Source organism: Nocardia suismassiliense (assembly GCF_900269665.1).
Lineage (GTDB): Bacteria > Actinomycetota > Actinomycetes > Mycobacteriales > Mycobacteriaceae > Nocardia > Nocardia suismassiliense.
Genome location: NZ_LT985361.1, coordinates 4,954,518 through 4,978,949, shown reverse-complemented (window position 1 = coordinate 4,978,949; position 24,432 = coordinate 4,954,518). Strand labels below are relative to the sequence as shown.

Here is a 24,432-nt window from a genome sequence, read left to right as displayed (position 1 = left end):
GGCGGCATCTGCCTATGGTACTGGTGTATCCGGGCGCGGCAAGTGGGAGAGGACGCGATGACGACGCACGCAGGTTTCGCTGGACGCACATATGTGGTCACCGGCTCGGCTTCGGGTATCGGCGCCGCGACTGCCGCGCTGCTTCGAGAGCGCGACGCGAAGGTCATCGGCTGTGATCTCGACGATGCCGAGGTTCAGGCCGACTTGTCCTCTCCCGCCGGGCGGCGGGCGCTTCTCGACCAAGTGAAGGAGCACGGTCGGATCGATGCCGTCCTGGCTATCGCCGGAGGCGGCAAAACCGGTCTGCTGGAGACAAATTACTTCGGTGCGGTCGCGACACTGCAGGGACTTCGGCCGCTGCTGGCGCAGAGCCCCGCACCCCGCGCGGTAGCCGTCTCCTCGACGGCGTCGCTGGCGCCGGCCGATGAACGCATCGTGCAGGCGTGTCTCGACGGCGACGAGGCCGCCGCTGTCGGCTATCTCGCAGCCGATCCCGCGGCCGGTGGTGCAACCGGCGGCTACGGGATCGCCAAACGCGCATTGAATCGATGGGTGCGCAGGGCCGCCCCGACCGCGGACTGGGCCGGTTCCGGCATCGCCCTCAACGTCGTGGCCCCGGGTGTGGTGGACACACCCGCTGCCGCCTACATCCTCACCGACGAAAACGTTCGCAAAGCGGTGGAAACCGCTGCGCCGCAACCGTTCGGCGGGTTTCCTGGCCGGCCCGAGTGGGTCGCCGAGCTCATCTGCTGGCTGGCGAGCGCGGACAATCGTTTCGTGACCGGTCAGATCATCTTCGCCGACGGAGGATCGGAAGCGGTGGCGCTCGGCGACCGTCATTGGCGGTGAGGTGACAGCCTGGCGCCAGTCCGGACAGGCGACGTCACGCCGGGGCGCCGAGCGGCGGGTGTTCGAGGACGCGGGGCTTGTACTCGACCAGTTGGATGCGGCTGTCGAAGGTGCGGTGCTCGATCATCTCGAGGGCGACGTCGGGGTAGCCGTCGTAGATGCGTTCCGCGCCGGTGGCGCCGGTAATGACCGGGAACATCACGACCCGGAAGCGGTCGACGAGTCCGGCTCGTAGCAGCGACCGGCACAGGCTCAGGCTGCCGATCGTGCTGAGCAGCCCCGAGCCACTCGATTTCAAGGCGCGGACGGCCTCGATGGCGTCGTCGCGGACGAGTGTGGAGTTGGCCCACGTCAGCTGCTCGAGTGAGGAGGAGAAGACCACCTTGGACGCTTTCGTGAGCTCATCGACGGACGCCTCTTCTTCGGGCCTGAACTCGTCTTGGCCGTCCGGGACCTCGCCGGCGGCGAAGCCCGACATCAGGCGGTAGGTGTTGGCTCCCATCAGGTAGGTGGCCTCGGGCTGCTCGCCGAGCCAGGCGAGGTACTCCGGGCCCTCGAGGCCCCAGAATCCGGGCCATCCCTCTCCCGAGGCGTAGCCGTCGAGGGAGGTGATGAAGTCGACCAGAAGCTCTGACATGGCGGTGTCCTTTCCTAGGGGGTCATCAGTTTCGACGGGCCGGGAGCCGGAAACTCATCGGCCGAGCGGTGGGGTAACCGTAACTGCCTGAGTAGACCTCCGAACGTTGATCGGAGGCCTACGTTCATAGGGAAGTACGGCAACGTGAAGCCCGATTCAGCTTTATCAGTCGGAAAAGGTATTGGGGCGCAACATAATCAAGAACTGAACTAAATCATCGAGGATGCCTGACGTGTAAATGGTTGTGCCGCAGGCGTATAGCTCACATAGCCATTACTGATCACCGGAGTGATTCATTACTCCGAAAGTGGGTTGATCAGGCAGTTTGCGCGAAACCCGCTGTTGTTCAATTGAATTCAGCCGACAATTTCCCGGTTTTCGATCATGGTGGTGATCTTCGAACATAGGATCACCCCACCAGTGCGGGTAGGCCGACATCAGCAGTCGCTGACCGATCGGTATCTGGGGTTCGAACTACCCTTCAGAGATAGGATGAGAAATGCGCATACGTGCAGCAGTCATGGCCGTCGGGATCGCGATCCTGGGGCTCACCGGAATGTCCGCTCCGGCTAACGCGGTCGCCTCGCCCAGCTATACCAAGCTCGCACCGGAGTCGGAACTGGCCGGGTGGCGCCACCTCGGCTGGTACCGGACCCACGGGCAGTGCGTCGACGCCGGCCAGCAGTTCCAGCGTGAACACGCCATCAGAGAATGGCGGTGCGGGTACGACGCCGGGCACTCCCCGTCGTACGCGCTCTCCGGCAGGTAGCACCGAGTAGCTGACTGAATTGGTTGGGCCCTGTTGTGGCCCAACCAATTCGACGTTACTGGCGCTGCCGCTTGCGGGCGGCTTCGGCGGAGCCCTGGATGGCGACGAGCACGAGCACGACGATGAACACCACGATCTCGAGGGTGTTCCAGCCGAAGAGGTCCGACGTCGGTGCGGCCTCCGCCGTCACGGCCGGTGGTGTCGCCGCCGCGACGGGCAACCGTTGTGCTGCGGTTGCGGATTCGGGGGTGGCGACGGGTGCGGAGACGGGCAGCACAAATGGGGGATTCGGTATCGGGATCGGGGACGGGATGAGTAGCGGCAGTGACGGTGTGGGCGGGGGAGTGACGGTGGACAGCGTGAGGAGGCAGGTCACCACCGCGCTGCCCGCCATCGCACTGCCGACGACCCCACTGCCGATTGCGGATCCGCTCGAGCCGGAGGCAGGCGGGAGCAGTGCGGACCCGGCCGAACCGACCGCCCACCAGGGTGGGGCGAGGATTCCTGGTCCGATCAGGCCGGAGCCTGCGGCGGATCCGAGGAACAACAACGCGGCGCCCGCCGCGCTACCGACACACGCGGTGAGCATGCTGCCGGTGTCGACGCCGAGCGCGGCGTTTCCGGCCGCCGCAGGTGTCGCCGGGTCCGCGTCGTCCGCGGTGTCGGCAGCACCGTTGATTCGAAGTGCTCCGGCTGCGGCAGGTGTCGGTGGAGGTTCGAGTGCGAGTGAGCCTCCATCTGCGGCGGTTCCTATCGAGACACCTTGCAGGACAGCGCTTCCGGTCGAGGCGTCTGTCGGGGTCGAGCTTCCAGTGGAGTTGTCTGCTGGGGCTGGGCTTCCGGTGGAGTTGTCTGCTGGGGCTGGGCTTCCGGTGGAGGCATCTGCCGGGGCCGCGCTTCCGGTCGAGTTGTCTGCCGGGGCCGCGCTTCCGGTTGGGATGTCTGGTTGGGCTGTGCCGCCGGCCGGGACGTTTGCCGGTGGCGTGCTTGCGTTCGGAGCGTCTGCTGGTGCGGCACTGTCGACGGGGACGCCGGGCTCAGCGGCTCCGCCACCGCCGAAGTGTTGCTGCGCGACGTCACCGGCAGGGTCGCCCGGTTGGGCCGCGCCACCGGTGGAGAAGTCTGGGTGAGCTGCGGCCTCCGGGACGCCTACCGGTGACGCGTCACCGCGCGAGACGTCCGGCTCGACGGTGCCGCCGGTCGAGAAGTTTGGATGCGCCGCAACCCCCAGAGAGCCCACCGGCGTGCCACCAGCCGGTGCATCCGTCTGCGCCGTACCACCGGTGGAGAAGTCTGGCCGAGCTGCGGCTTCCGGGACGCCTACCGGTGGGGCGCCACCAGGCGAGAAGTGTGGTTGGGCTGCACCGTCGGTGGAGAAATCTGGTTGGGCCGCGGCCCATGGGGAGCCGACTGGTGGCGTGGCATCAACCGAGGCCCGCGGCTTAGCTGGGCCACCTGGTGAGACGTGCGGTTGGGCTGCGCCGCCGGTGAAGAAGTCTGGTTGTGCCGCATCTCCTGGGGCGCCTACCGGTAGCGCGCCATCGGCCGGTGCGTCCGTCTGCGGCGCACCACCGGCTGAGAAGCCTTGCTGCGCTATCCATCCTGCGGTCACGTCGGCGACGGGCGGTGGGTCCGGGATCGTTTCGTCGGCGGCTGACCGGCCGCCGAACAGTAATGCCGCGGGTACGAACGCGCTTACGACGACGAATCCTCTTGCGCCTCTGGTTATCCGCGGCGCGATACCTTCCGACCGCAACTGTGGACGGCTCATTCGGCGGTGGTGATCGGGCTGTCGCTGCTGGGCTCGTACTGGGACTGGGCGTAGCGGAAGGCGTCGGTCGGCACGCCGAGCACGCCGGAGAACGGTCGCTCGAGGTCGTGGATGGCCAGCAGTGCGGAGCCGATGATGACGCCGAGCAGCGCGGTCATCGCCACGCTGCGCCGGGTGACCAGCATGCCGGTCAGCACCGGGTTCAGCAGCACCAGTACCGCGCCGAAACACAGTGCGATGTAAAGGAATTGGGGGAGGTTACGGACCACGTCGATCGCGCGATCATGGCGGGCTTGGGTCACCCGGTCGATACCGGTCAGCGCCCGGGTGCGTGCCTCGATGACGGTCGGATCCTCCGACTGAACGGCTATGACGGCGGCGCGCAGTGAGTTGAGCGTCTTCTCGGTGTTGGGGCTGAGCCGTCGCTCGCGCTCCATGAGCGGCCACTCCTCGGTGAGGACCTGATCGGTGTAAGCGATGACCTTGTCGTGGATCCGGTCCCGGTCCGGGGCAGGCAGCGCGTGGATGGCCAGGTGGGTGTCGACCAGGCCCTTCGACTCGGTGATCGTGTGGTTGTACGCGTTCTGGTTCTGGTTCCAGCAAGCCACGAAGACGAAGGCGAGCACCGCGGTGAAGATGGTTTTCGCCAGATCGAGTGCGAGGTGACTGGACGACTCGTCACTGTTTTGCCGCCATGATTTCGGACGTATCCGATCCCCGACAACCAATACCGCCACCGCGATCATCGCGGCACAGATAGCGACGAGCAATTCCTGAGCCATCCCACTCCACTTTCCCGCGCAAAGTTCGGTACAACAGATTTCCGAGTGCATGGTCGAGCGGCCGAGGCAACCCCGGCATGGGCATAGTAGAACAGCAACCGTCGAAGATTAGCCCTGGTAGGCCACCACGAGTTGGGGAAGTTACCGAAGTGTGATGATCAAACGAATAGCCGAGCGAATTAACAGCAAATACATGTTCCCCGGCGCACCATTTCGAGGACCAGCCCGCTTTCCGGACACTTAGCGGCAGACCGCTCCCGTTCGTGATCGAAGGGAAACGAGGACGCTCTCACTCGTGCTTCTCCGCCGTTGTGCCCCGCTCGCCGCCCGACCCCGCACCACCTGTGCCAGTGGGCCACAGTGGCAGGCATTCTCGACGGGACATGGTGGTGACACCCCACTGGCACGGTCCGCCATCGCGCCCCTTTCGCCGCCGGACGCCGCGCCGAGGGGGACGTGATGGCGTCTCTACTTGCACGTCTTCGCCATCGTGTCCCGAGCGCTGCCCGAGTCCGCGCTGAGCGGGACGTGGTGGCGCTCCCACGCGCACTTCTCCGCCACTGTGTCCCTCTTGCCGCCCGACCCTGCGCCGGGTGGGACGTGGTGGCGCCTCAGTCGCACGGTCCGCCACTGCGTCCCGTCCGCCGCCCGACTCCGCGCCGGGTGGGACATGAGGGTGCTCCCGGTCGTGTTTCTCCGCCACCAAGTCCCTCTCGCCGCCCGACTTCGGGCCGAGCGGGACGTGGTGGCGCTCCAGTCGCACGGTCCGCCACGGTGTTCCGCCCGTCGCCTGCCTCCCTGCTGAGCAGGAGATGGTGGTGCCCCACTTGCACGTGTCCGTCACGGTGTCCCTCTCGCCGCCGGGCTCTGCGCTGAGCGGGAGATGGTGGCAGGGTTACTCCGGCGATGCGCGACCCCGTTCCGTTGGTACTGAGGTGCGCGGCCACCGTCCACCTGTGCCAGTGGGCCATAGTGGCAATCTCACCGGATACTGGACAGGTGCTGCAGCCCTCGAGTACACGGTGAGGCTTTTCGGCTTTGCTGCCAGTCCCGTTGATGATGAACCGGCTGCGCACCGCTATGCCGCCCGCGCATTCGAAGCCGGCGGCCGTCACTTACTCGGCGTCGTCACTGGTTCGTTCGAGAAAAGGTCCGCAATCCGCGACGAGGGCGGTCGTGTTGTCGGTGCCGCCGCTGCGAAGGGCGTTGTCCACCAAGGCTTCCGCGACGTGGGCAGCTGATTCCCCGTCGGCGAGCATCGCTTTGATCACGGGCATGTCGAGGCGTTTGTGCACACCATCGGTGCTCAGCAGCAGCCTGCCGGTACTGGAGCCGGTGCCCGCGTGACCGATGTCTGCGGGCCGGACGGTGCGGACGGACGTGAGGACCACATGATCGAGTCGCGGTGCCGGACCGTAACCGCGGGTGCGCCAGAATTCGCCGACGGTGTGATCGGTGGTGATCTGGTGCAGTACCCGCCCGTTCCAGCGGTAGGCGCGGCAGTCCCCGACCCAGGCGACTTCGCACGGCCCGTCGGGTTGTCCCGCGGACGGCAGCACGGCGATGACGAGCACACTGTCGGCCTCGGATTGCGGGAACTGGCGCAGTAATTCGCGTTGGGCCGCAACAATTCCGGCGAACGCGCCGGTGCGTGCGCCGACGTGCGCGGCGACCTCTGCCGCGGTGCGTGCCGCCCGAGCGGCGGGCAAGTGATCACCGACACCGTCGGCGACGACGAACGCCGTCTTCCCGGTGACCGGATCGATCACGGCGGCCGCGGCGTCGGCGTTGAGGGTGCGGGAACCGCGCCTGCTCAACGACTCCCATGCGGTACCGCTGAGTCGCACGACTTCGGGATCGGGGCCGTCCGTGACAGGTGCCGAGCACATGCCTGACCTCCTCGGACTGCACCCTTGCCGCGTGCCGCTCGGCACTCTTCCAGTAAAGCGCGCCAACCCGTGCGGTCGGCAACAGTTTGCCGTGCAGTTCCTGTGAAGCCCATTACAGTTTGGTCTCTGGGCGCGACGCCGACAACGGCACGGCGAGTTGGGCTTTGACCCTTTCGTAGGTCGGCAGCGTCTCGTAGCGGAGCACGGACTTGTCCCCGACGAACAGCTCGTTCGAGATCCGGCGGTAGGCGGCGAGGTCCTCGGTGATCATGACCACGACGTAATCCCATTGGCCCACAACGGAATAGCACTGCTGCACGGCCGGTTCGGCGAGCATGCGCTCACAGAACGCGAGGTAGTGGTCGGCGTCGTCTTCGGCCAGTTCGACGAGCACGACGGTGGTCAAACCCATGCCCACCGTGCGCGGATCGATCACGACGACCTGCGCGGTGATCACCCCACCGGTGCGCAGCCGGATGAGCCTGCGCTGGACCGCGCTGGGGGAGAGGCCGACTCGTGCACCGAGCTCGTGCAGCGGTCGCGTCGCATCGACCTGCACCAGCTCGAGCAGTCGGTGATCGATATCGTCCAACGGCAGCACACTCACGCAATAAATTTGCGTGCCGACGGGAAAATTGTCAATCGCGTCCGGCGGCCTTCCTTCTAGGGTTCAGCTCATGGAAGATCTGGTCGATATCGACGTGCTGCGGCAGCGGGCAGGCATCAAATGGGCGCGCGCCGGGGCGGATGTGCTGCCCGCGTGGATCGCGGACATGGACTTCGCGGTGCCGGATCCGGTGCGCGCGGCACTGCGGCAGGCGGTGGACGGCGACCTCGGCTACCCCGCGTGGGATGAGCGTCCCGATCGAAATCCGTTGCAGGAAGCCTTCGCTGATCGTATGCGTGAGCAGTACGACTTCCGGATCGACCCGGACGACGTGTACGTCTTCACCGAGCTCATTCAGGTGCTGCAGATCGTGCTGCAACTGATGACCCGGCCGGGCGACGCGATCGCCGTGCACACCCCCGCGTACCCGCCGTTCCTGCAAACCATCGAGCTCATGGGGCGACGTCTGGTGCCCATCCCGATGGTCGAGCAGGCCGACGGCTGGACCTTCGATGTCGACCGGATGGCCGAGGATGTTCGTAGCAACAACTGCCGCGCGTTGATTCTGGTGAACCCGAACAACCCGACGGGCCACGTGTTCGATCGCGACGAACTCACGGCCATCGCCGAGATCGCCGCCCGCAACGATCTTCTGGTGATCGCCGACGAGATCCACTCCGAGCTCGTGCACGAGCGGCACCGGCACACCCCGTTCGCCTCGCTCGGTCCGGAAATCGCTGCGCGCACAGTCACTCTCAACTCCGCGAGCAAGGCCTTCAATCTGGCCGGACTGCGGTGCTGCGTCGCCCATGTCGGCGACAGCCGGGTCCGCGCCGCCTTGGACGCGCAACCACCGCAGCTGTACGGACAGGTGAGCGCGCTGAGCGTGCTGGCGACCTGCACCGCATGGCGGGACGGTGCCGCATGGCTGGCCGCGACCCGAGAGCTGCTGACCGCCAACCGCGACCTCGTCGCCGAGACGCTGCGACCCGAGAGCCGGTTCCACCGCCCCGACGCGGGCTACCTGGCCTGGCTCGACTGTCGCGCCCTCGAACTCGGCCGAGACCCCGCGGACTTCTTCCTCGAGCACGCGAAGGTCAAACTCCTGTCCGGCCCGGACTTCGGCCCCGGCGGTGCGGGATTCGCGCGCTTGAACTTCGCGACCTATCGCCCGGTCCTCGCGGAGATGCTCGGCCGCATGAACGACGCGGTGCACAAGCACCTCAATCGGTGACGAAAAATGAACGGGCACAAGGTAATCGAGCGAGATAGGTTGGATGAGTGAGCGTTTGGACCGCACTGGTGTCGTTCGCCGTCGTCGCGGGGTTCCTGACCCTGGTTCCCGGCCTGGACACCGCCCTCGTCCTGCGCTCCGCGATCGTCCGCGGCACCCGCACCGCCTTCGCTACCGCACTGGGGGTGGGCAGCGGACTGCTGGTGTGGGGCATCGCGACGACGTGCGGGCTATCGGTGCTGCTGACCACCTCACAATGGGCGTACACAGTGCTGCGCATCGCCGGTGCGATCTACCTGATCTGGCTCGGACTCACCAGCCTGGTCGCGCTTCTGCGCTCCGGCGACCTCGGTGCCGGCCAGGTCGACGACCGCGCCGTCGCGAGCGGCAGTCTGCTGCGGGCCTGGGCGCGCGGTGCGACGTCGAACCTGCTCAACCCCAAAGTAGGCGTGTTCTACATCGCGATGCTGCCGCAGTTCATCCCGCCGCACGCACCGCACCTGCTGATGGGCACCGCACTCACCCTGGTCCACTTCGTCGAGGGAGTGCTGTGGTCCACGGTGCTGATCTGCGGCGTCCGGTTCACCAAGTCGTGGTTCGATCGGCCCTCGGTCAAGCGCGGGATGGAAGGCCTCACCGGCTCGGTGCTGGTCGCCCTCGGCCTGAAGCTGGCGCTCGACACTCCCTGATCCGTTACCCCGGAGCGACTTACGGCGTTGCGATCACCGTGATGCTGACCCCTGCGGCCGGGCCGATCGGCACCGTACGCTGTGTCGCCCGGCCCCGCGCGGGTACGCCGCGGTGGGAGGGATGGGAAACAGGAGTACGGACAGGTGGTAGGAAAGGGTACGTGTCCACAACTGTCGAAGGATCGGTCCCCAACAGCAGCTCTCGCGCGGTCGACGAGGTGGTAGACCTGGTCAGCGCGCTGATCCGGTTCGATACCTCGAACACCGGCGACCTGGCCACCACCAAGGGCGAGCGCGAATGCGCGGAATGGGTGGCCGAACAACTGCACCAGGCCGGGTATACGACCGAGTATGTGGAGTCGGGCGCGCCCGGGCGCGGCAATGTGTTCGCACGGCTGCCCGGCGCGGACTCCAGCCGCGGCGCGCTGATGATGCACGGTCACCTGGACGTGGTGCCCGCCGAGGCGGCCGACTGGAGCGTGCATCCGTTCTCCGGTGCGGTGCGCGACGGCTACGTGTGGGGCCGCGGCGCCATCGACATGAAGGACATGGTCGGGATGATGCTGGCGATCGCGCGCCAGTTCAAGCTCGAGGGCACGGTGCCGCCCCGCGATATCGTGTTCGCCTTCCTGGCCGACGAGGAGAACGGCGGCAAGTGGGGCTCGCAATGGCTGGTGGACAACCGGCCCGACCTGTTCGAGGGGATCACCGAGGCCGTCGGGGAGGTCGGCGGCTTCTCGCTGACGGTGCCGCGCCCGGACGGCACCGAACGCAGGCTGTATCTGGTGGAGACCGCCGAGAAGGGTCTCGGCTGGATGCGGTTGCGCGCCAAGGCCCGTGCGGGACACGGCTCGTTCCTGCACGAGGACAACGCGGTCACCATTCTGGCCGACGCGGTCGCGCGGTTGGGCAAACACACGTTCCCCGTGGTGATGTCGGATTCGGTGAGCGAGTTCCTGGCCGCCGTCGCCGAGGAGACCGGACTGCAGTTCGACCCGGACAGCCCCGACATCGAGGGCCAGCTGGCGAAGCTGGGCACCATCTCCCGCATTATCGGTGCGACGCTGCGGGATACGGCGAACCCGACCATGTTGCAGGCCGGGTACAAGGCCAATGTGATCCCGCAAACCGCGGAGGCCGTCGTCGACTGCCGGGTGGTGCCCGGCCGGCAGGCGGCGTTCGAGCGGGAGGTGGACGAGCTCATCGGCCCGGATGTCGAACGGGAGTGGATCACCAAACTCGACTCCTACGAAACAACTTTCGACGGTCATCTGGTGGACGCGATGAACGACGCGATCCTCGCCCACGACCCGCAGGGCCGTACCGTGCCCTACATGCTCTCGGGTGGCACCGACGCGAAGGCGTTCGCCCGCTTGGGCATTCGCTGCTTCGGCTTCGCGCCGCTGCAGCTGCCGCCGGAACTGGACTTCACCGCGCTGTTCCATGGCGTGGACGAACGAGTTCCGGTGGAGGCGCTCGAGTTCGGCACCCGGGTGCTGGAACACTTTTTGCTGAACAGCTGACGAAAGGACAACCCGTGCCCGATTACTCCTACAATCCCTACGACGCGCTGCCGCAGCTGCCGTCGTTCACGCTGACCTCCGACGACGTCACCGACGGTCAGCCACTCGGCAACGATCAGGTCAGCGGCATCTTCGGCGCGGGCGGCAAGGACATCTCGCCGCAGCTGTCCTGGTCCGGATTCCCCGAGGAGACAAAGAGTTTCGCGGTCACCGTGTACGACCCGGACGCGCCGACCGCGGCGGGGTTCTGGCACTGGGCGGTGGCCGACATCCCGGTCGGCGCGACCTCGCTGCCGACCGGCGCGGGCAGCGGCGAGGAGGGTGGTGCGCTGCCGACCGGCGCGATCACCTTGCGCAACGACGGCGGGTTCGCCGGTTTCGTCGGCGCGGGACCGCCGCCCGGACACGGCTACCACCGCTACTTCATCGTGGTGCACGCGGTAGACGTGGAGAGCCTCGGCCTCGACGAGTCCGCGACGCCCGCCTACCTCGGGTTCAACCTGTTCTCGCACGCCATCGCGCGCGCCACGATCGTGGGCACCTACGAGCAGAAGTAATCGCTGAACGACTGTGGCCCTGAGCGAAATGCTCAGGGCCACAGTCGTTATCGGGGGCCGGCGGGTTACTTGACGTTGACGACCTTGTCCGAGGGCTCTTTCGCGTAGAGCGCCTCGATCTCGGCCGCGTACTTGGTGGCGATCGGGGCGCGCTTGAGCGACATCTTCGGGGTGAGCTCGTCGCCACCCGGCTCCCAGATCGCGCCGATAATGGTGAATCGCTTGATCTGCTCCACCCGGGAGAGCTTCACGTTGCCCGCCTGCACCGCGGCCCGCACCTCGTCGAGGATCTCCTTGCGGGTCGCCAGCGTCGCCACATCGGCGTCGGTGGCGTCGAACTCCTTGGCGCGCAAGGCCGCAACATCCGGGTCGAGCACGATCAGCGCGGCGATGTAGGGCTTGGCGTCACCGATCGCGACGACCTGGCCGACCAGCGAGGACACGGCCTTCACCGCGTTCTCGACATTGCTCGGCGCGATGTTCTTGCCCGCCTCGTTGATGATCAGTTCTTTCTTGCGGTCCACGATGCGCAGGTAGCCGTCGGGGTCGAGGGTGCCGACGTCGCCGGTGTGCAGCCAGCCGTCGTCGTCGATCGCCTCCGCCGTCTGCTCCGGCATGTTGCGGTAGCCGCGGGTCACGATCGGGCCGCGCACCAGGACCTCACCGTCGGTGTCGAGTCGCAGCTCCAGGCCGTCGACCGGGCGGCCGACCGAGCCGGGGCGCGGCTTGTCCTTCTCGGTGAAGGTGCCGACGCCGGTGGTCTCCGACATGCCCCACACCTCGCTCATCGGGAAGCCGAGGCCGATGAAGTATTCGAGCGTCTCCGGCGGGATCGGCGCGGCGCCGGAGGCAGGCACGCTCAGCGCGTCCAAGCCCATGGCGTGCCGCAGCTTCGACAGCACCAGCGCCTCGGCGACTTTGTGCTGTACGGCCAGGACGGGGCCGCGGCTGCGACCCGCGAGATCGGCTCGGGCCGCGGCCTTTCCGGTCTCGATGGCCCAGTTGGCGAGCGCCTTCTTCACCCCGCTCGGTTCGGCGGCGAGCTTGCCCTCGATGCCGACCTTGATCTTCTGCCACACCCGCGGCACCCCGAAGAAGGTGGTCGGGCGGGCGTCGGGCAGGGCCGCGGCGACCTCGCGCGGGTCCGGCACGGTGGTCACCTGCACGCCGGTGATCAGGTTGATGGCGTGGCAGGAGATGCGGTCGGCGACGTGCGCGGCGGGCAGGTACGACACCGAACGGTCGTCCAGGCCGACCGGCAGCGGGCCGTTGACCAGGGCGATGATCTGCGCGATCACGTTGCGGTGCGAAACCTCTACGCCCTTGGACGGGCCGGTGGTGCCCGAGGTGTAGATCAGGGTGGCCAGGTCATCCGGCTTGACCGCCCGCCAGGCCGCGTCGAAATCGAAGTCGGCGGCGGGGTTCGCCTCGACCTCGGCGAGGGTGATGGTGCCGGCCGCCGGGCCGTCGACCAGGATGATGTGCGCGAGTTCGACGCCCGCGCCGGTCACTTTGTCCAGGAAAACCTGTTCCGTCACGACCACTTTGTTCGCCGCATTGGTGAACAAATGGGTGATCTGCTCGGACGAACTGGTGTTGTAGATCGAGAACGGGGTGGCGCCCAGGTGCAGCGCCGCGGTGTCGACCAGGTTGAATTCCGGCCGGTTGGTCAGCATGATCCCGACGGTGTCGCCAGGCCCGACACCCAGTCCGGCCAGTCCTGCCGCGATGGATTGCACCCGTTCGCCGTACTCGCGCCAGGTGATCTGCTGTGTTCCGCCGACCGTCCGCAACGCCACCTGCTCAGGTCGCAGCGTCCGGGTCTCCTGGAACGCCTCCGGAACCGTGTAGACCGTTTTGCCCGATTTGTGCGCATAGCCGATGTCTGTCTTCATATCCCTGTTCCCGATATTCATGCCATGAATCGCGCCTCGCGGCGTCCACACGCGGGCGATTCGAGACCCGATCCTGACACAATGAAATGACGCTTCAGTCAGTTTCTCACGGGTCGGCGCACCAGGAGTGGCGCGGCTCACTTATCGTAGCCAGATCGCAGGCGTAGTAGCTGGTAAATCCGCTAGGTACCGGACAGCCGCTCAGGCTATGCGCGGCGAAGCATGGCTGCCGAAGCGCTGGGCTCGGTCGGCCGACCACCGTCGCTTGAGCTCCTGCCAGAGCCATGCGCGGACGCCGCGCAGGCCCGAGGCGGCCGGACGATCGTCGTCCTCCCACACCGAGACCGTGTCGAAGTCCGTCTCGCGCAACGTGATCGCCACCGCGCGTTCCGGCCCGGGCTGAGCGCGCCGACGAGGATCCCAGCGGCTCGAGAATTTCGGTGTGCGCCACCGCGGCGCCCGGAAGGCGTAACCGACGAGCGGCATGCTCTGTGACTGGCGGTCCGATTCTGCGGCGGGCGCGGTCAGTTCCTCGGGGATTCGGTGGCCACGCTCGAGCCGCTTCGCCTCCAGGTACTGTCGCACCTCTTCGTTGGGCGGCGAGATGAGCAGTGGCTGCACCTCCACTCGGATGCCGACGTACTGCAGCGGCCGGATCTTTTCCGGGTTGTTCGTGAGCAAGCGCACGGACTCGAGGTCCAGGCGCAGTAGTGCCACGATGGCGAGCAGGTAATCCCGGCTGTCGGGCGCCAGGTCGAGTGCCCGATAGGCGGAGAAGGTGTCGACGCCGGTGTGTTCCTGGACATTTTTGCCGCGAGCTTTGGCCACCAGCCCGGCGCCGCGCCCTTCTTGCTCGAGATAGATCAGGACGCCGCTGCCTTCGGCCTGGATGAGGTCCAGTGACCGGTCGAGCTGTGCCGCGCAGTCGCAATCTTCCGATCCCAGCACGTCGCCGTAGACGCATCGGGAGTGGATCCGGACCAGGCATCCGTCTGCGATGTCACCGGCGACCAGGATGAAGCCGTATTCGGCTCCACCGGGTAGGTCGTCGACCCGAACCTTCAGCTGGTGACCCTTGCGGGTCAGTCGATGGACGGTGTCGGTGCGAAACTGCGATCCCGTGGTCAAGGTGTCTCCAAGTGTCTGTCGGAGGACTTCTCGGATGTCATGGCGGAGGGAATTGTGCGGCTGAAGCAGAGGCGGCACATCCACGGTGACAGGGGGTACGTTCCAGATCGATTCTTACTCCGATTCGATCGAGTCCGCCGCACATTTCAACGGTCCAACCGCGACGTTCCAAGTGACCGAGTGGTGTCCGGTATGTACGTTCCGGCGCGATATCGGTTGGCCCGTAAGACTTCTGATGGACGCGGCGAAGCTACCGGGCGGCAAGCATCCCGACACGGGATGTGCTCTAGATCACAGGTGCTCTACCAGGTGTGTGCCGGACGCTGCGGGACGGCAAGGGGCGGTTAATGATTCAGGCTGTCTCAATCAGCGTTTGTCCAGCAATTCGGTACGGGGCTGCTGCTCCTCGGCGATTCGGATGATGCGATCGATCTCGTCGACAAGGTCGTTGTCGCGGTGCAGCAGGAACCCGGATCGAGCGGCCACCATGGCCGCTGTCGCCCAAACGAAGTCGGCTTCGGTGGCGGGCAAGTTCGAGGTGGCCAGGCGGTAAGCCAGCGCGGCGGAGAAGACGGCGCGCACGGCCGGGCTGTCTTCCAGTTCCACCTGGAATCGCGGGACGTGCACATCCACCGTGTCGGAATGCACGGTGGCCTGGAAGTTCTCGATCACGCACACCGAGCGAGAGCCGAGCAGCCGAAGCTGCGTGATCGCCTCGTCGACGCTCAGCCGGTGGGTCTGCTGCGCGATGCGTTCGAGTTCGGCAGGGGAACCCACGAGATAGTCGATGATGCTCAGGAACTGGTGTAAACGCGCAGGAGCTTCCTCCGGCGGTGCCGGATGCAGAACGACCACCGGGCGATCGGGCAGCGTCCGAATGATCTCCAGCAGTAGCTCGACGATGCTGCCGGGTTGCTCGAAGGTGAGCAGCACGACGCTGGTGGCGGCGAGCGTCGCGCGCGCGGCGGCGGCGTTCAGGTCGTCTTCGCCGAGCCGGATTTCGTCTGTCTTACTGACCAAGCTGGTTACACCGTCGTTTGTCACGAGGACACAGACCACCGGAGTCGGCGTGTTCGGAACAATCCGTACCAGTTCGGTATCGACGTTCTCCGACCGCAGGTATTCGATGATGCGGCGGCCCTCTGCGTCGTCGCCGACTGCCGCGAGCAACCGGACGTCCAAGCCGAGACGAGCGGTCGCCACCGCGCGATACAGTCCTTTGCCACCTGGTCGAAACTCGTGCTTCGCGCGCGTCGAGGTGTGTGAGGTGGGGGACAGCGGTATGTGGTCGGTTCGAAACACCAGATCCATGACCGCGTCGCCGATCACCGTGACCACGGGACCTGCTGTGCGACGGTCGATTCGGGGTCCGGGGAAAGTCGTCGATTCGGCGGTGCGGACCGCCCCCGCCGTGAGTGCCTTGGCGAGTTCGGTGAAGGCGTGACGTTCCGGGGTGCTCCGCAGCGAGCGTTCGGTTGGAGTCGGCGGTACGTCGTCCGCCCCGACTGCCGCATGCAAAGCCCGCCACTGCTCGACCAGGTAGCTGCGACGTTTGCCGAGCTCGTTGTCGTAGAGCTGTTCGACATTCAGCTCTCGCGCCGACGCAGTGTCGAGTAGGCGGAGGGTCAATTCCGCATCGACGATGATCCGGTCGGTGGCGGGCAACTGTTGCGCCAGTTCTCGGACAACCGATATCAAGGCCTCCGGCACCTCGCCGCCGAGTTGGCGGTGGCGGCGTTGCACCGCGGGCAGGGCGAAGAGCGTGCCGGCGTCGATGACGGTGGTCCGCAACCGTTTCGGTGTCAGTCCTCGGTGTTTGGACAGTTGCTGGAGCGCGCTGCGCACGGCGACGATATCCGACTCATGGACGGCCATCGTAGGCCTCCTCCGTCTCGGTCCTCAGCTCCCGGCCGCAGGCGAACCGCTGGTAACCAACGGTACGTACGGCTGCAATTACCGTCAATTGCATGTCAATCGCCCCATACTGATGTCAATTGACGTTCGTTATCGGCAACTGCCACACTGAACTCGGCGATAGTTCGCCGCACCAGCTGACTGGGAGGTCCCTGGTGATGAAAGTGATTCTGTTGATACGGCACACCCGTCGGCGTAGTCGGCGCAAGCCCGACGGCGGCGCGACCGAGTTGGAACCGAATTCCACTATCGGCTAGGCAGTCGCGGATTCGATGACGTCGTTTCTCGGCGAGACTCCGGTAACACGCGCCAACAGATCGGGCAGCAGCGTCACCCCCCCAGAATGGGCGTTGTGCGCTGCGGGTGCGGAACCCGCACGACAACCTTGCAGGCCCCCGCTCGCGCTGGGCCGAAGAACTCGAAATCACAGTGCCGCACGGCTGACCGCGCGGCACCTCGCCCTGCGGAGGCAGGCATGATCATTCAGACGGCGAACTGGATCGGCAGCACCGTGACCCCGGAGTCGGCGTACCGCGCTGTGGCGGAAAAGGACTCGTGGCGCCTGAGTTGGCTGCCGGATCGTGCGCTCACCCCGGCCCAAGCGCGGGCGGGTATGGAACTCGACGAACTACTCAGCGATCCGGATGCGGTGCACGATCGGATGGCGCAGGCCAGGGTCGCCGCGTGCGCGGATCATCTCGGCATCCTCCGCGAGCACGCGGTGATCTTGCTGGCCAAGCGAATGGCAGCGCGGCTCCGTCGTGACCAAGCTGTGCCGCACGACCATTCGGGCGTGTTGTGGAGTCATCGGTGAGATCGGCGGTCAACCATGGTCCGGGAATGGCGGCGACCGCACGACCCCGCGTACGGCAACCATTCTGGAATGCAGTGGAGGCATCTTCGAGACACACTCTCCATAGCCTTGAAGCCGGTCGTCATCCCCTGCCGTGCACGATAGGAGGTTTAGGGAGGCGGCGGACCGTCAACTATCGATGAACATCGGCAATTGACCATTGAGAACGGCAAGTGCCACACTGAAATTGGCGATTCGATCGCCCCGCCAGGTACGCGGGAGGGCCTGGTGACGAGCGTGATTCTTCGAACACAGCACCTTCGGCCGAGATTCGACGCACCCCGAAAGCGGTCGTCACGTCCCGGCGCGGTCTCCTCCACCTCCAGGAGCGAGGCCGTTCGGCACCACGCGGACTGTCGCGCGCCGACCAACGGGGGACCACCGTGCAGCACCCCAGTCTCCGACTGCACACCGGATGCACGACAGGAGGACGTCGTGACCATTGACGTGACGGCCTGGTCGATGACCAGTGACAGGACACCCGAATCCGCCCATCGGGCAGCGGATTCGAGCATCGAGGTGTGGCGGCTCAGCTGGCTGCCGGACCGGCAATTGACCCGTGACCAGGCCCGGGCGGGCATGGAACTCGACGAACTGCTCGGCGACCCGAAGGCGGTGGACGATCCGGGGGCGATGGTCCGGATGACCAACTACGCCAGCGCACTGGGCGTCACGCTGACCGAGGCGGTGGTGCTGCTGGCTCAGCGGATGGCGGCGCGGTTGGCGCTGCCGGCGGACGCGGCACCGGGCGAGCGGTCCGTGCGACCGCATCGGCACGGGCATGCCATCGATCCGCCGTTCGTGCGCGGCTAGCAGGCACCTAGGCGTTGGCGGCGTACTCCGCGCCGATCGCGTCGGCGATGTTCTGATACCCGTTGTCGCGCAAGCGTTGTGCGAGCCCGCGGTGAATTTTGCGCGTCCAGAACGGGCCACCGTAGATGAACCCGGTGTAGCCCTGCAGGAGCGTGGCGCCCGCGCGGATGCGTTCCCACGCCTGGTCGGCGGTTTCGATCCCGCCGACGGAGATGAGCACGAGCCGATCGCCGACGCGGCGGTAGAGGCGGCGCAGCACGTCGAGCGAGCGGTCGGCGACGGGGGCGCCGGACAGTCCGCCCGCGCCCATGGCGGCGACCTCGTCGGCGGGCGTGCGCAGGCCGTCGCGGCGGATGGTGGTGTTGGTGGCGACGATGCCGGCCAGGCCGAGTTCCACGGCCAGGTCGGCGACGGCGTCGATGTCCTCGTCGGACAGGTCGGGGGCGATCTTCACCAGGACCGGCACCTGGACGCTGTCGAGCACGGCCTGCAGCAGCGGGCGCAGCGACTCCACCGCTTGCAGGTCGCGCAGTCCAGGAGTGTTGGGGGAGCTGACATTGACGACGACGAAGTCGGCGAGGGGGCCGAGCAGTGCCGCGCTGATCGCGTAATCGTCTGCGGCATCGGCGGGTTCGACGATCTTGGTCTTGCCGATGTTCGCGCCGATCGGCACGTCACCGCGGCGGCGGCGCAGGTGCTCGGCGGCGGCCGCGGCCCCGAAGTTGTTGAAGCCCATACGGTTGATCAGCGCGCGGTCGGCAGGCAGCCGGAACAGCCGGGGCGCGGGATTGCCCGGCTGGGCCTGCGCGGTGACGGTGCCGATCTCGGCGAAGCCGAAACCCAGTGGCGCCCAAGCATCTACCCCGTCGGCGTTCTTGTCGAAACCGGCGGCCAGGCCGACCGGCGCCGGAAAGTCGATGCCGAAGGCGGTGTTACGCAGGATCGGATCGCCGCCGGCGAAGACGGTGGTCATCAGCCAGCGCGTGGGCGCGAAGCGCGCGGCCAGGCGCATGACGCCGAAGGCCAAGTGGTGGATGCGTTCCGGCGGAACCAGGAACATCAGGCGTAATAACAGGGCGTACATCAGCTCACATTCCCGGTTCCGGCTGGGGTAGTGCGGTTTTTCGGCGGCGCAGCAGCACCCGGCGGCTACCGTCGGTATAGGCCCGCACGCGGGACAGTTCCCAGCCGCCGAACTCGGCCTGGATGGCCAGCCGCATGGACGCGGTCACCCTGGTCACCTCGGGTGGTAGCCGCAGCGGCACGTATTCGTAGTCGTCGCTGGTGGTTTCCCAGCCCGCGGGCAGCGCGCTGCGGCGCGCTCGCTGCTCGCGTGGTGAAGCTGGTTCGTCGTCTGCCCGCGTTGCCCGAGTCATCATTGGCCTTTCTTCCGATCGTCCGCGCGGATCCGCTGCAGACCGCCGTCGGCCGCGGACCCTACGAACATGTCACCGGTGCGCTGATCGATGGTCACCGAATTCGGTTGCCGCACCGTGGGGTAACGGCCGACCTCGGTCGGAATACCTGTCGACAGATCGAATCCGACGACTTCGTTGCTCTGCGTGCACGTCACCCACACGGTGTCGGACCGCTGATCGTAGGCAAGCGCGTAAGGCGAAGAGTTTACCGGGAACCGCTGGCGCAGGAGGAGAGGTCCGGCGCTGAAGACCAATAGTTCGCCGCCGTCGGTGTCGGTGACGATGATCCGGCCGAACCGGTCGGTGATCATGTTGGTGGCGCCGTCGCCCGCGCGCAGAGCCAAGCCGAGGTTCTTCTTGCCCAGTTCGATCTCGGTGACCGAGGTTTGGCGGCGGTCGAGCACGGCCACGTGGTCCTCGGTGACGGCGAGCGCGTCGGCGGAGGCGAGGCCGTCGACGGTCCGGACGAGCTTGCCTTCGGGGTCGAGGGTATGGACCTTGCCGTCCGCGGTGCCGACGAGCAGGGTGCCGTCGTCGCGGCGCTGCACCGATCTGGCGTCGCCGTCGACGGGGACTTCGGTGAGGGCGGCGGTGGCGACGTCGACGCGGATGATCCGGCCGGGCACCGGGATCAGCAGTTCGCCTGGTTTGCCCTGGGCGAGGCTTGCGCCGGGCGCGGGCAGGGACAGGGTGCGCGGCGTGGCGGTGAGGGTCGCGGGGTCGAACAGGGCGAGGGTGGTGCCGGACCCCAGCGCGGCGATCTGTCCGGTGCCGGCCTCGGCGAACAGCGCACCGACGGGGTTGGCGAGCCCGACGACGTCCCCTGCCGGACGGGTTGTCGCGGCGGGCGAGACCGCGGCAACCGCCGGATCCCGGGTGGGGAGGTTGTCGCTGTTCGAGCCGGAAGAGCAGCCGGCCAGCAGCGCGAGGGTCGTCACGCCGACGAGGGCGGTGGTGACGCGGGAGACTCCCGGGCGTGTCGCCGATCCAACGCCGCGGTTACGGTCGCGGAGCGAAATCACAGAGGTGCCCGCGAACGCCGCCAATCCAACCCAGCCGCGAGGGCGCATCCACCGAACTCCTTCTACCGACGATTCATCGCAACTCCATCATCTGACCATGATGGCGCACCATCGCGGCGTACCGGGGTGGCGGCTGGGGGAGAATGTCGGTGATGCGGGTTACGGTTGAGCTGAAACAGTGTCCAAATCAGGGAGATCCGGTTGATAGCCGACCATACGTCTGGATTTGCCATCGATGACGTAACCGTTGGTCCGTTCGCGCACGGGTTCGGGACCACCGGCGACGGCAGGCCGTACGCGTTTCGCACGGTCCGGTCCACGTTGACGCTGGAGATCTACCGGGCCGACCTCGTCAGCGCGGTGCCCGGCCCGGAGGACGTCGTCGCGGTCGCCGAGGCCCGGGTCACCGACATCGACCTCGACGACGAACGCAGCGTCGTCGCGCTGGTCCGCGACATGATCCCCGACGCGGTACCCGTGGACGCGGTCCCGGACCGCGAAGTGACCACCGTGCGCGCGTTGCTGGGACGCATCAGTTCCGTAATTGATGGTATGTAGATGGTGATGCCATACACATATCTCGCCCGCACCGCGCTGACCGCGACCGGCCTCCTCCTGGTGGCCGCCGCCGCGGCATGCAGCACCGGACCGGACGAGGCGGCCGTCGACGCCGCGCGTTCGTCGGCCAACGCGTCGCTGTCCGCGTCCATCACCACGTCCTCCATCGCCGCGCACCCGCCGCTGCCGACGGCCACTCAGCTGGACGCGCAGATCAAACGCGCGCTGGATCCCGGGCTGCCGGACAGCGAACGCACCGACCTCATCGAGGACGGTGACGCGTTCAAGACGGCGATCCCCGACATGTACAAGGCGCTGCAGGACAACCCGCGGGCCGTCTACGGCGTCACCGATCCGGTGTTCGACAACCACGACGGCACACTGACCGCGACGATGCGCCTGGACAAGGACGGCAGCGGGACCGCGGTGCGCACCACCGTGGTGCATTTCGTGCTGCTCGACGGCAAGTGGAAGATCTCGCGGACCGACCTGTGCGGGATTCTGCGTTCCGCGGACTATCGCACGCCGGCCTGCGGCTGACCTGTGTCGGATTTGCGGACTTCGCGTACTCGCGGCTCGCAGGACGATTCGATGCTGCACTCCGGGCTGCTGGGCTGGGGTCGGTTCGTTTACCGCCACCGGTTCCTCGTGCTCGGCGTGTTCGCGCTGGCGGTGCTGGCGTCCGGCTGGTTGGGTCGCGATCTCACGGACCGGTTGACGCAGGAGGGCTGGTTCGACGAGTCGAGCGAGTCGGTGGCGGCCTCCAAGATCGCCGACGCGACGTTCGGGCGCGACACCGATAGTGATCTCATCCTGCTGTACACCGCGCCGGCGGGGACCACCGTCGACGATCCGGCCGTGCGGTCCGCGGTGACCGGTGCGCTCAGCGGCTTGCTGACGCGGTTTCCCGACAACATCTTGAAGATCGACAGCTATTGGGACAGTCCGTTCGCCGCCAACGCCACCGATGCCACGCGCACGCACGCGTTCGCCAGCGTCGGGCTGCGCGGTGAGGGCACGGCCACCGTCGAGAACTACACCGCGATCAAGGACCACCTTGGTGCGGGGGAGGCGGGCGGCGGGCCCGGCGGCACCACGGTGCAGCTGGCCGGGTTGCAGCCGGTGCTGGCGGGACTGAATACCGGTATGCAGAACGACATTCACCGGGCGGAGATCATCGCGCTGCCATTGGTGGCGATACTGCTGTACTTCGTGTTCGGCGGAGTGATCGGCGCGCTGCTGCCGGTGTTGATCGGTGGCATGACGATCATGGGCACGGCCGGCATCATGCGGACGCTCACCGGGGTCATCGATGTGAACGTATTCGCCAGCACCGTCATGACTTTGGTGAGTCTCGGGTTGGCGATCGACTACGGGTTGTTCACCGTCACGCGGTTTCGCGAGGAACTCGCCGCGGGACACAGTGTGGAAGACTCCACCGCGCGCACCGTCGCGACGGCGGGGCGCACGGTGCTGTTCTCGGCGGCGATCATCGCGGTGAGTCTCGGTGCGCTCTTCATCTTTCCGAACGGGGTGCTGCGTTCGGTGCCCTACGGCGGCATCAGCTCGGTGCTGCTGGCCGCGCTGCTCTCGGTGACCGCGCTGCCTGCGGCGCTGAGTATCGCGGGGCGGCGGATCGATCTGCTGGGCTGGAAACGATTCTCCCGCAGCAAGACCGAGGCGCAGATCGACGCGGGATTCTTCTCGCGCCTCGCGAAGTGGTCGATGCGGCGGCCGTGGGCGGTGGCAGTGCCGATCGTGCTCGCGCTGCTCGCGTTGAGTATTCCGTTCCGCAACATCGAGTTCGGCGGGATCAGTGAGAAATATCTCGGGGCCGATAATCCGGCCAGGGTGGCGCAGGAGCGGTTCGACGAGCTGTTCCCCAGTTTTCGCACCGAACCGCTGAAACTCGTTGTGCTGGGGGCTGATTCGCAGCAGCTCAGCGATATTCGGTTCGCGGCGAGTCAGATTCCCGGGCTCACCGGGCGGTTCGAGCCGTCGGTGGCCACCAAAGACGGCATCAATGTGCTGCAGGCCGGGTTGGCGGACAAGCAGGATTCCGATCGGGTGATCTCGGCGTTGCGGGCGATTCCCGAGCCGCCTGGCGTGGACGTCATGGTGGCCGGGGTGCCCGCGTTGGAACGCGACAGTATCAACGGGTTGCTGGAAGGGTTGCCGCTGCTGGTGGCGATTCTGGCGGTGGCGGCGCTGACGCTGATGTATGTCGCGTTTCGGTCGATTGTGCTGGCGGTCAAGGCTGTTGCGATGAGTGCGCTGAGTCTGGTGTCGACGTTGGGGGTGCTCACCTGGGTGTTCGTCGAGGGGCACGGGGCGGAGTTCTTCCACTTCACGCCGGGGCCGTTGATGTTCGCGGTGCTCGCGTTGATCGTGACCGTGGTGTTCGGGTTGTCCACCGACTATGAGGTTTTCCTGCTGTCGCGGGTGGCGGAGGCGCGGGCCGGTGGTGCCGAACCGGCCGAGGCGATTCGTTATGGCATTGCCCACACCGGCGGGGTGATCACCTCCGCCGCCGCCATTCTCATCGTTGTCACCGGGGCGTTCGGGTTCTCCGATTTGGTGCTGATGAAGTACATCGCCTACGGGATGATCGCCGCCCTGATCCTGGACGCCACGGTCATCCGGATGTTGCTGACACCTGCGGTGCTGAAGCTGATCTGGCGCTGAGGAGTCGAGTTATGTCCGGGGTCAAGGGGGGCAACCTGGGTGCGATGTTCCTGTTGGAGTTGGGAGTTGTTGCTGCGGCGGCGGTGTGGGGATTCACCATGCCGGGGAGCGTGCTGGTTCGTGTAGTCACCGGACTGATGGCCCCCACCCTGTTCGTGCTGATGTGGGCGCTGTTCGGCGCAGGCGCGAACCCCCGTTTTCCGCTCGCCGGTCGGTGGCGCGTTGCCCTCGAATTGATCTGGTTCGGGGGTGGTGCACTGGCCTGGGCGAGTGCGACAACCGTGCTTGTCGGGGTGATCTTCTTCGCGCTCTGGGCAATCAACGCGGCGCTGCGAGTCCGCCTGCAGGGCAGCCTGATACCCGGCGGCTGAGGCATTCCCCGCTGCCCAGCGCCGACCCAGAAACGAACCTGAGTGTTGGGGTGGGACATGTGGCAGACGTCGAGTAGACCTGTCACCATCTCCCGCACGACCCCTGGGCTAGGTGCGTGGGGGACATGGGGGCGTTGAGCGTCGAGTGGATCCGCCACCATGTCCCGCTCAATGCTTGGGTTGGGTGCGTGGGGGACATGGTTGAGGCGTTTTGTGCTGCGCGGGGGACCGTGCGGTGTGCGGCTGCTGGGAGGCCGGCAGAAAATCGGGGCGGCTGATCGCAGTTCGATCCGGTACCGTCCCGCCATGCAGAGCGGGGGACGCGTCAGGCGACGCTGCGCTGGCGCACCGTCATTACCGGCCGAGCCCGACGATCAGCCCGACGACACGGCTGAGCCTGCGGACATGAGCCAATCGCAGAGTTGCGTGCTGTAGCGCTGTGGCCGGATCTCGAGCGCCTCGGTCGCT

The 24,432-nt window shown here is 66.7% G+C and carries 23 protein-coding genes; 12 read left to right on the top strand and 11 right to left on the bottom strand.

What is annotated here, in order from left to right; genetic code table 11:
• Positions 1-57 precede the first annotated feature (57 nt).
• Positions 58-849 carry an SDR family oxidoreductase gene (locus DBO33_RS22365; protein WP_234390981.1) on the top strand — a complete coding sequence of 264 codons (792 nt, stop codon included), beginning with the start codon at positions 58-60 and terminating at the stop codon, positions 847-849.
• A 34-nt stretch (positions 850-883) separates the two neighbouring features.
• Here DBO33_RS22365 and DBO33_RS22360 read toward each other — a convergent pair whose 3' ends face one another.
• Positions 884-1,486 carry a dihydrofolate reductase family protein gene (locus DBO33_RS22360; RefSeq protein ID WP_107656784.1) on the bottom strand — a complete coding sequence of 201 codons (603 nt, stop codon included), beginning with the start codon at positions 1,484-1,486 and terminating at the stop codon, positions 884-886.
• Positions 1,487-1,985: 499 nt separating this feature from the next.
• On the opposite strand from DBO33_RS22360, the gene DBO33_RS22355 reads away from it, so the two are divergent.
• Positions 1,986-2,255: a hypothetical protein gene (locus DBO33_RS22355; protein WP_107656783.1), complete on the top strand. Its 270-nt coding sequence runs from the start codon at positions 1,986-1,988 to the stop codon at positions 2,253-2,255.
• 55 nt (positions 2,256-2,310) lie between these two features.
• Here DBO33_RS22355 and DBO33_RS22350 read toward each other — a convergent pair whose 3' ends face one another.
• The 4 genes from DBO33_RS22350 to DBO33_RS22330 form a co-directional block, all read right to left on the bottom strand.
• Positions 2,311-2,844: a hypothetical protein gene (locus tag DBO33_RS22350; RefSeq protein WP_107656782.1), complete on the bottom strand. Its 534-nt coding sequence runs from the start codon at positions 2,842-2,844 to the stop codon at positions 2,311-2,313.
• Between the two features lie 1,178 nt (positions 2,845-4,022).
• The gene (locus DBO33_RS22340) at positions 4,023-4,808 is read right to left on the bottom strand and encodes a bestrophin-like domain (RefSeq protein WP_107656781.1); all 786 of its coding nucleotides are present in this window, start codon (positions 4,806-4,808) and stop codon (positions 4,023-4,025) included.
• Between the two features lie 1,115 nt (positions 4,809-5,923).
• Complete coding sequence (locus DBO33_RS22335; RefSeq protein ID WP_107656780.1) at positions 5,924-6,697, bottom strand: PP2C family protein-serine/threonine phosphatase; 774 nt, start codon at positions 6,695-6,697, stop codon at positions 5,924-5,926.
• Between the two features lie 112 nt (positions 6,698-6,809).
• Positions 6,810-7,304: an Lrp/AsnC family transcriptional regulator gene (locus DBO33_RS22330; RefSeq protein WP_234390980.1), complete on the bottom strand. Its 495-nt coding sequence runs from the start codon at positions 7,302-7,304 to the stop codon at positions 6,810-6,812.
• 70 nt (positions 7,305-7,374) lie between these two features.
• Here DBO33_RS22330 and DBO33_RS22325 point away from each other — a divergent pair, with 70 nt between their 5' ends.
• From DBO33_RS22325 to DBO33_RS22310, 4 genes are all read left to right on the top strand, one after another.
• On the top strand, positions 7,375-8,538 hold the full coding sequence (locus tag DBO33_RS22325) for a MalY/PatB family protein (RefSeq protein WP_107656779.1): 1,164 nt from the start codon (positions 7,375-7,377) through the stop codon (positions 8,536-8,538).
• A gap of 47 nt (positions 8,539-8,585) precedes the next feature.
• Positions 8,586-9,227, top strand: a complete 642-nt coding sequence (locus tag DBO33_RS22320; protein ID WP_107656778.1) for a LysE family translocator — start codon at positions 8,586-8,588, stop codon at positions 9,225-9,227.
• Positions 9,228-9,388: 161 nt separating this feature from the next.
• Positions 9,389-10,750, top strand: coding sequence for a M20/M25/M40 family metallo-hydrolase (locus DBO33_RS22315; RefSeq protein WP_107656777.1), 1,362 nt, complete (start codon positions 9,389-9,391; stop codon positions 10,748-10,750).
• 14 nt (positions 10,751-10,764) lie between these two features.
• Positions 10,765-11,307: a YbhB/YbcL family Raf kinase inhibitor-like protein gene (locus tag DBO33_RS22310; protein ID WP_107656776.1), complete on the top strand. Its 543-nt coding sequence runs from the start codon at positions 10,765-10,767 to the stop codon at positions 11,305-11,307.
• 65 nt (positions 11,308-11,372) lie between these two features.
• On the opposite strand, the gene DBO33_RS22305 is transcribed toward DBO33_RS22310, so the two are convergent.
• The 3 genes from DBO33_RS22305 to DBO33_RS22295 all read right to left on the bottom strand — a co-directional run bounded on the left by DBO33_RS22305 (position 11,373) and on the right by DBO33_RS22295 (position 16,205).
• Positions 11,373-13,202: an AMP-dependent synthetase/ligase gene (locus DBO33_RS22305; RefSeq protein ID WP_107656775.1), complete on the bottom strand. Its 1,830-nt coding sequence runs from the start codon at positions 13,200-13,202 to the stop codon at positions 11,373-11,375.
• 201 nt (positions 13,203-13,403) lie between these two features.
• Positions 13,404-14,330 (bottom strand): GTP cyclohydrolase II, encoded by a 927-nt coding sequence (locus tag DBO33_RS22300; RefSeq protein WP_107656774.1) that lies wholly within the window; start codon positions 14,328-14,330, stop codon positions 13,404-13,406.
• Positions 14,331-14,696: 366 nt separating this feature from the next.
• Positions 14,697-16,205, bottom strand: coding sequence for a carbohydrate kinase family protein (locus DBO33_RS22295; RefSeq protein ID WP_107656773.1), 1,509 nt, complete (start codon positions 16,203-16,205; stop codon positions 14,697-14,699).
• 514 nt (positions 16,206-16,719) lie between these two features.
• On the opposite strand from DBO33_RS22295, the gene DBO33_RS22290 reads away from it, so the two are divergent.
• Both DBO33_RS22290 and DBO33_RS22285 read left to right on the top strand, forming a co-directional pair.
• Positions 16,720-17,058: a hypothetical protein gene (locus DBO33_RS22290; RefSeq protein WP_107656772.1), complete on the top strand. Its 339-nt coding sequence runs from the start codon at positions 16,720-16,722 to the stop codon at positions 17,056-17,058.
• Between the two features lie 474 nt (positions 17,059-17,532).
• Complete coding sequence (locus DBO33_RS22285) at positions 17,533-17,910, top strand: hypothetical protein (protein WP_107656771.1); 378 nt, start codon at positions 17,533-17,535, stop codon at positions 17,908-17,910.
• 7 nt (positions 17,911-17,917) lie between these two features.
• Here the strand turns inward: DBO33_RS22285 and DBO33_RS22280 are convergent, their stop codons facing one another.
• Genes DBO33_RS22280 through DBO33_RS22270 form a run of 3 tightly spaced genes read right to left on the bottom strand, consistent with a single transcriptional unit; the run spans position 17,918 to position 20,266 of the window.
• Complete coding sequence (locus DBO33_RS22280) at positions 17,918-18,994, bottom strand: quinone-dependent dihydroorotate dehydrogenase (RefSeq protein ID WP_107656770.1); 1,077 nt, start codon at positions 18,992-18,994, stop codon at positions 17,918-17,920.
• Between the two features lie 4 nt (positions 18,995-18,998).
• Complete coding sequence (locus DBO33_RS22275; protein WP_228540747.1) at positions 18,999-19,286, bottom strand: DUF5703 family protein; 288 nt, start codon at positions 19,284-19,286, stop codon at positions 18,999-19,001.
• Positions 19,286-20,266, bottom strand: coding sequence for a YncE family protein (locus DBO33_RS22270; RefSeq protein ID WP_107660497.1), 981 nt, complete (start codon positions 20,264-20,266; stop codon positions 19,286-19,288). The genes DBO33_RS22275 and DBO33_RS22270 overlap by 1 nt, the downstream gene beginning before the upstream one ends.
• Before the next feature lie 285 nt (positions 20,267-20,551).
• On the opposite strand from DBO33_RS22270, the gene DBO33_RS22265 reads away from it, so the two are divergent.
• From DBO33_RS22265 to DBO33_RS22250, 4 genes are read left to right on the top strand one after another with little or no spacing between them, the layout of a single operon-like run.
• The gene (locus DBO33_RS22265; protein ID WP_107656769.1) at positions 20,552-20,908 is read left to right on the top strand and encodes a hypothetical protein; all 357 of its coding nucleotides are present in this window, start codon (positions 20,552-20,554) and stop codon (positions 20,906-20,908) included.
• Positions 20,909-21,448: a hypothetical protein gene (locus DBO33_RS22260; protein WP_107656768.1), complete on the top strand. Its 540-nt coding sequence runs from the start codon at positions 20,909-20,911 to the stop codon at positions 21,446-21,448.
• A 51-nt stretch (positions 21,449-21,499) separates the two neighbouring features.
• Positions 21,500-23,593 (top strand): MMPL family transporter, encoded by a 2,094-nt coding sequence (locus tag DBO33_RS22255; protein ID WP_107656767.1) that lies wholly within the window; start codon positions 21,500-21,502, stop codon positions 23,591-23,593.
• A gap of 11 nt (positions 23,594-23,604) precedes the next feature.
• The gene (locus DBO33_RS22250; protein ID WP_107656766.1) at positions 23,605-23,964 is read left to right on the top strand and encodes a YrdB family protein; all 360 of its coding nucleotides are present in this window, start codon (positions 23,605-23,607) and stop codon (positions 23,962-23,964) included.
• Positions 23,965-24,432 lie beyond the last annotated feature (468 nt).

Bases quoted from the DNA above. Each gene is read 5' to 3' on its own strand.
- DBO33_RS22365 (WP_234390981.1), top strand. From the start codon at position 58: ATGACGACGCACGCAGGTTTCGCTGGACGCACATATGTGGTCACCGGC.
- DBO33_RS22360 (WP_107656784.1), bottom strand. From the start codon at position 1,486: ATGTCAGAGCTTCTGGTCGACTTCATCACCTCCCTCGACGGCTACGCC.
- DBO33_RS22355 (WP_107656783.1), top strand. From the start codon at position 1,986: ATGCGCATACGTGCAGCAGTCATGGCCGTCGGGATCGCGATCCTGGGG.
- DBO33_RS22350 (WP_107656782.1), bottom strand. From the start codon at position 2,844: ATGCTCACCGCGTGTGTCGGTAGCGCGGCGGGCGCCGCGTTGTTGTTC.
- DBO33_RS22340 (WP_107656781.1), bottom strand. From the start codon at position 4,808: ATGGCTCAGGAATTGCTCGTCGCTATCTGTGCCGCGATGATCGCGGTG.
- DBO33_RS22335 (WP_107656780.1), bottom strand. From the start codon at position 6,697: ATGTGCTCGGCACCTGTCACGGACGGCCCCGATCCCGAAGTCGTGCGA.
- DBO33_RS22325 (WP_107656779.1), top strand. From the start codon at position 7,375: ATGGAAGATCTGGTCGATATCGACGTGCTGCGGCAGCGGGCAGGCATC.
- DBO33_RS22305 (WP_107656775.1), bottom strand. From the start codon at position 13,202: ATGAAGACAGACATCGGCTATGCGCACAAATCGGGCAAAACGGTCTAC.
- DBO33_RS22295 (WP_107656773.1), bottom strand. From the start codon at position 16,205: ATGGCCGTCCATGAGTCGGATATCGTCGCCGTGCGCAGCGCGCTCCAG.
- DBO33_RS22290 (WP_107656772.1), top strand. From the start codon at position 16,720: ATGATCATTCAGACGGCGAACTGGATCGGCAGCACCGTGACCCCGGAG.
- DBO33_RS22280 (WP_107656770.1), bottom strand. From the start codon at position 18,994: ATGTACGCCCTGTTATTACGCCTGATGTTCCTGGTTCCGCCGGAACGC.
- DBO33_RS22275 (WP_228540747.1), bottom strand. From the start codon at position 19,286: ATGACTCGGGCAACGCGGGCAGACGACGAACCAGCTTCACCACGCGAG.
- DBO33_RS22260 (WP_107656768.1), top strand. From the start codon at position 20,909: ATGGTGATGCCATACACATATCTCGCCCGCACCGCGCTGACCGCGACC.
- DBO33_RS22255 (WP_107656767.1), top strand. From the start codon at position 21,500: ATGCTGCACTCCGGGCTGCTGGGCTGGGGTCGGTTCGTTTACCGCCAC.
- DBO33_RS22250 (WP_107656766.1), top strand. From the start codon at position 23,605: ATGTCCGGGGTCAAGGGGGGCAACCTGGGTGCGATGTTCCTGTTGGAG.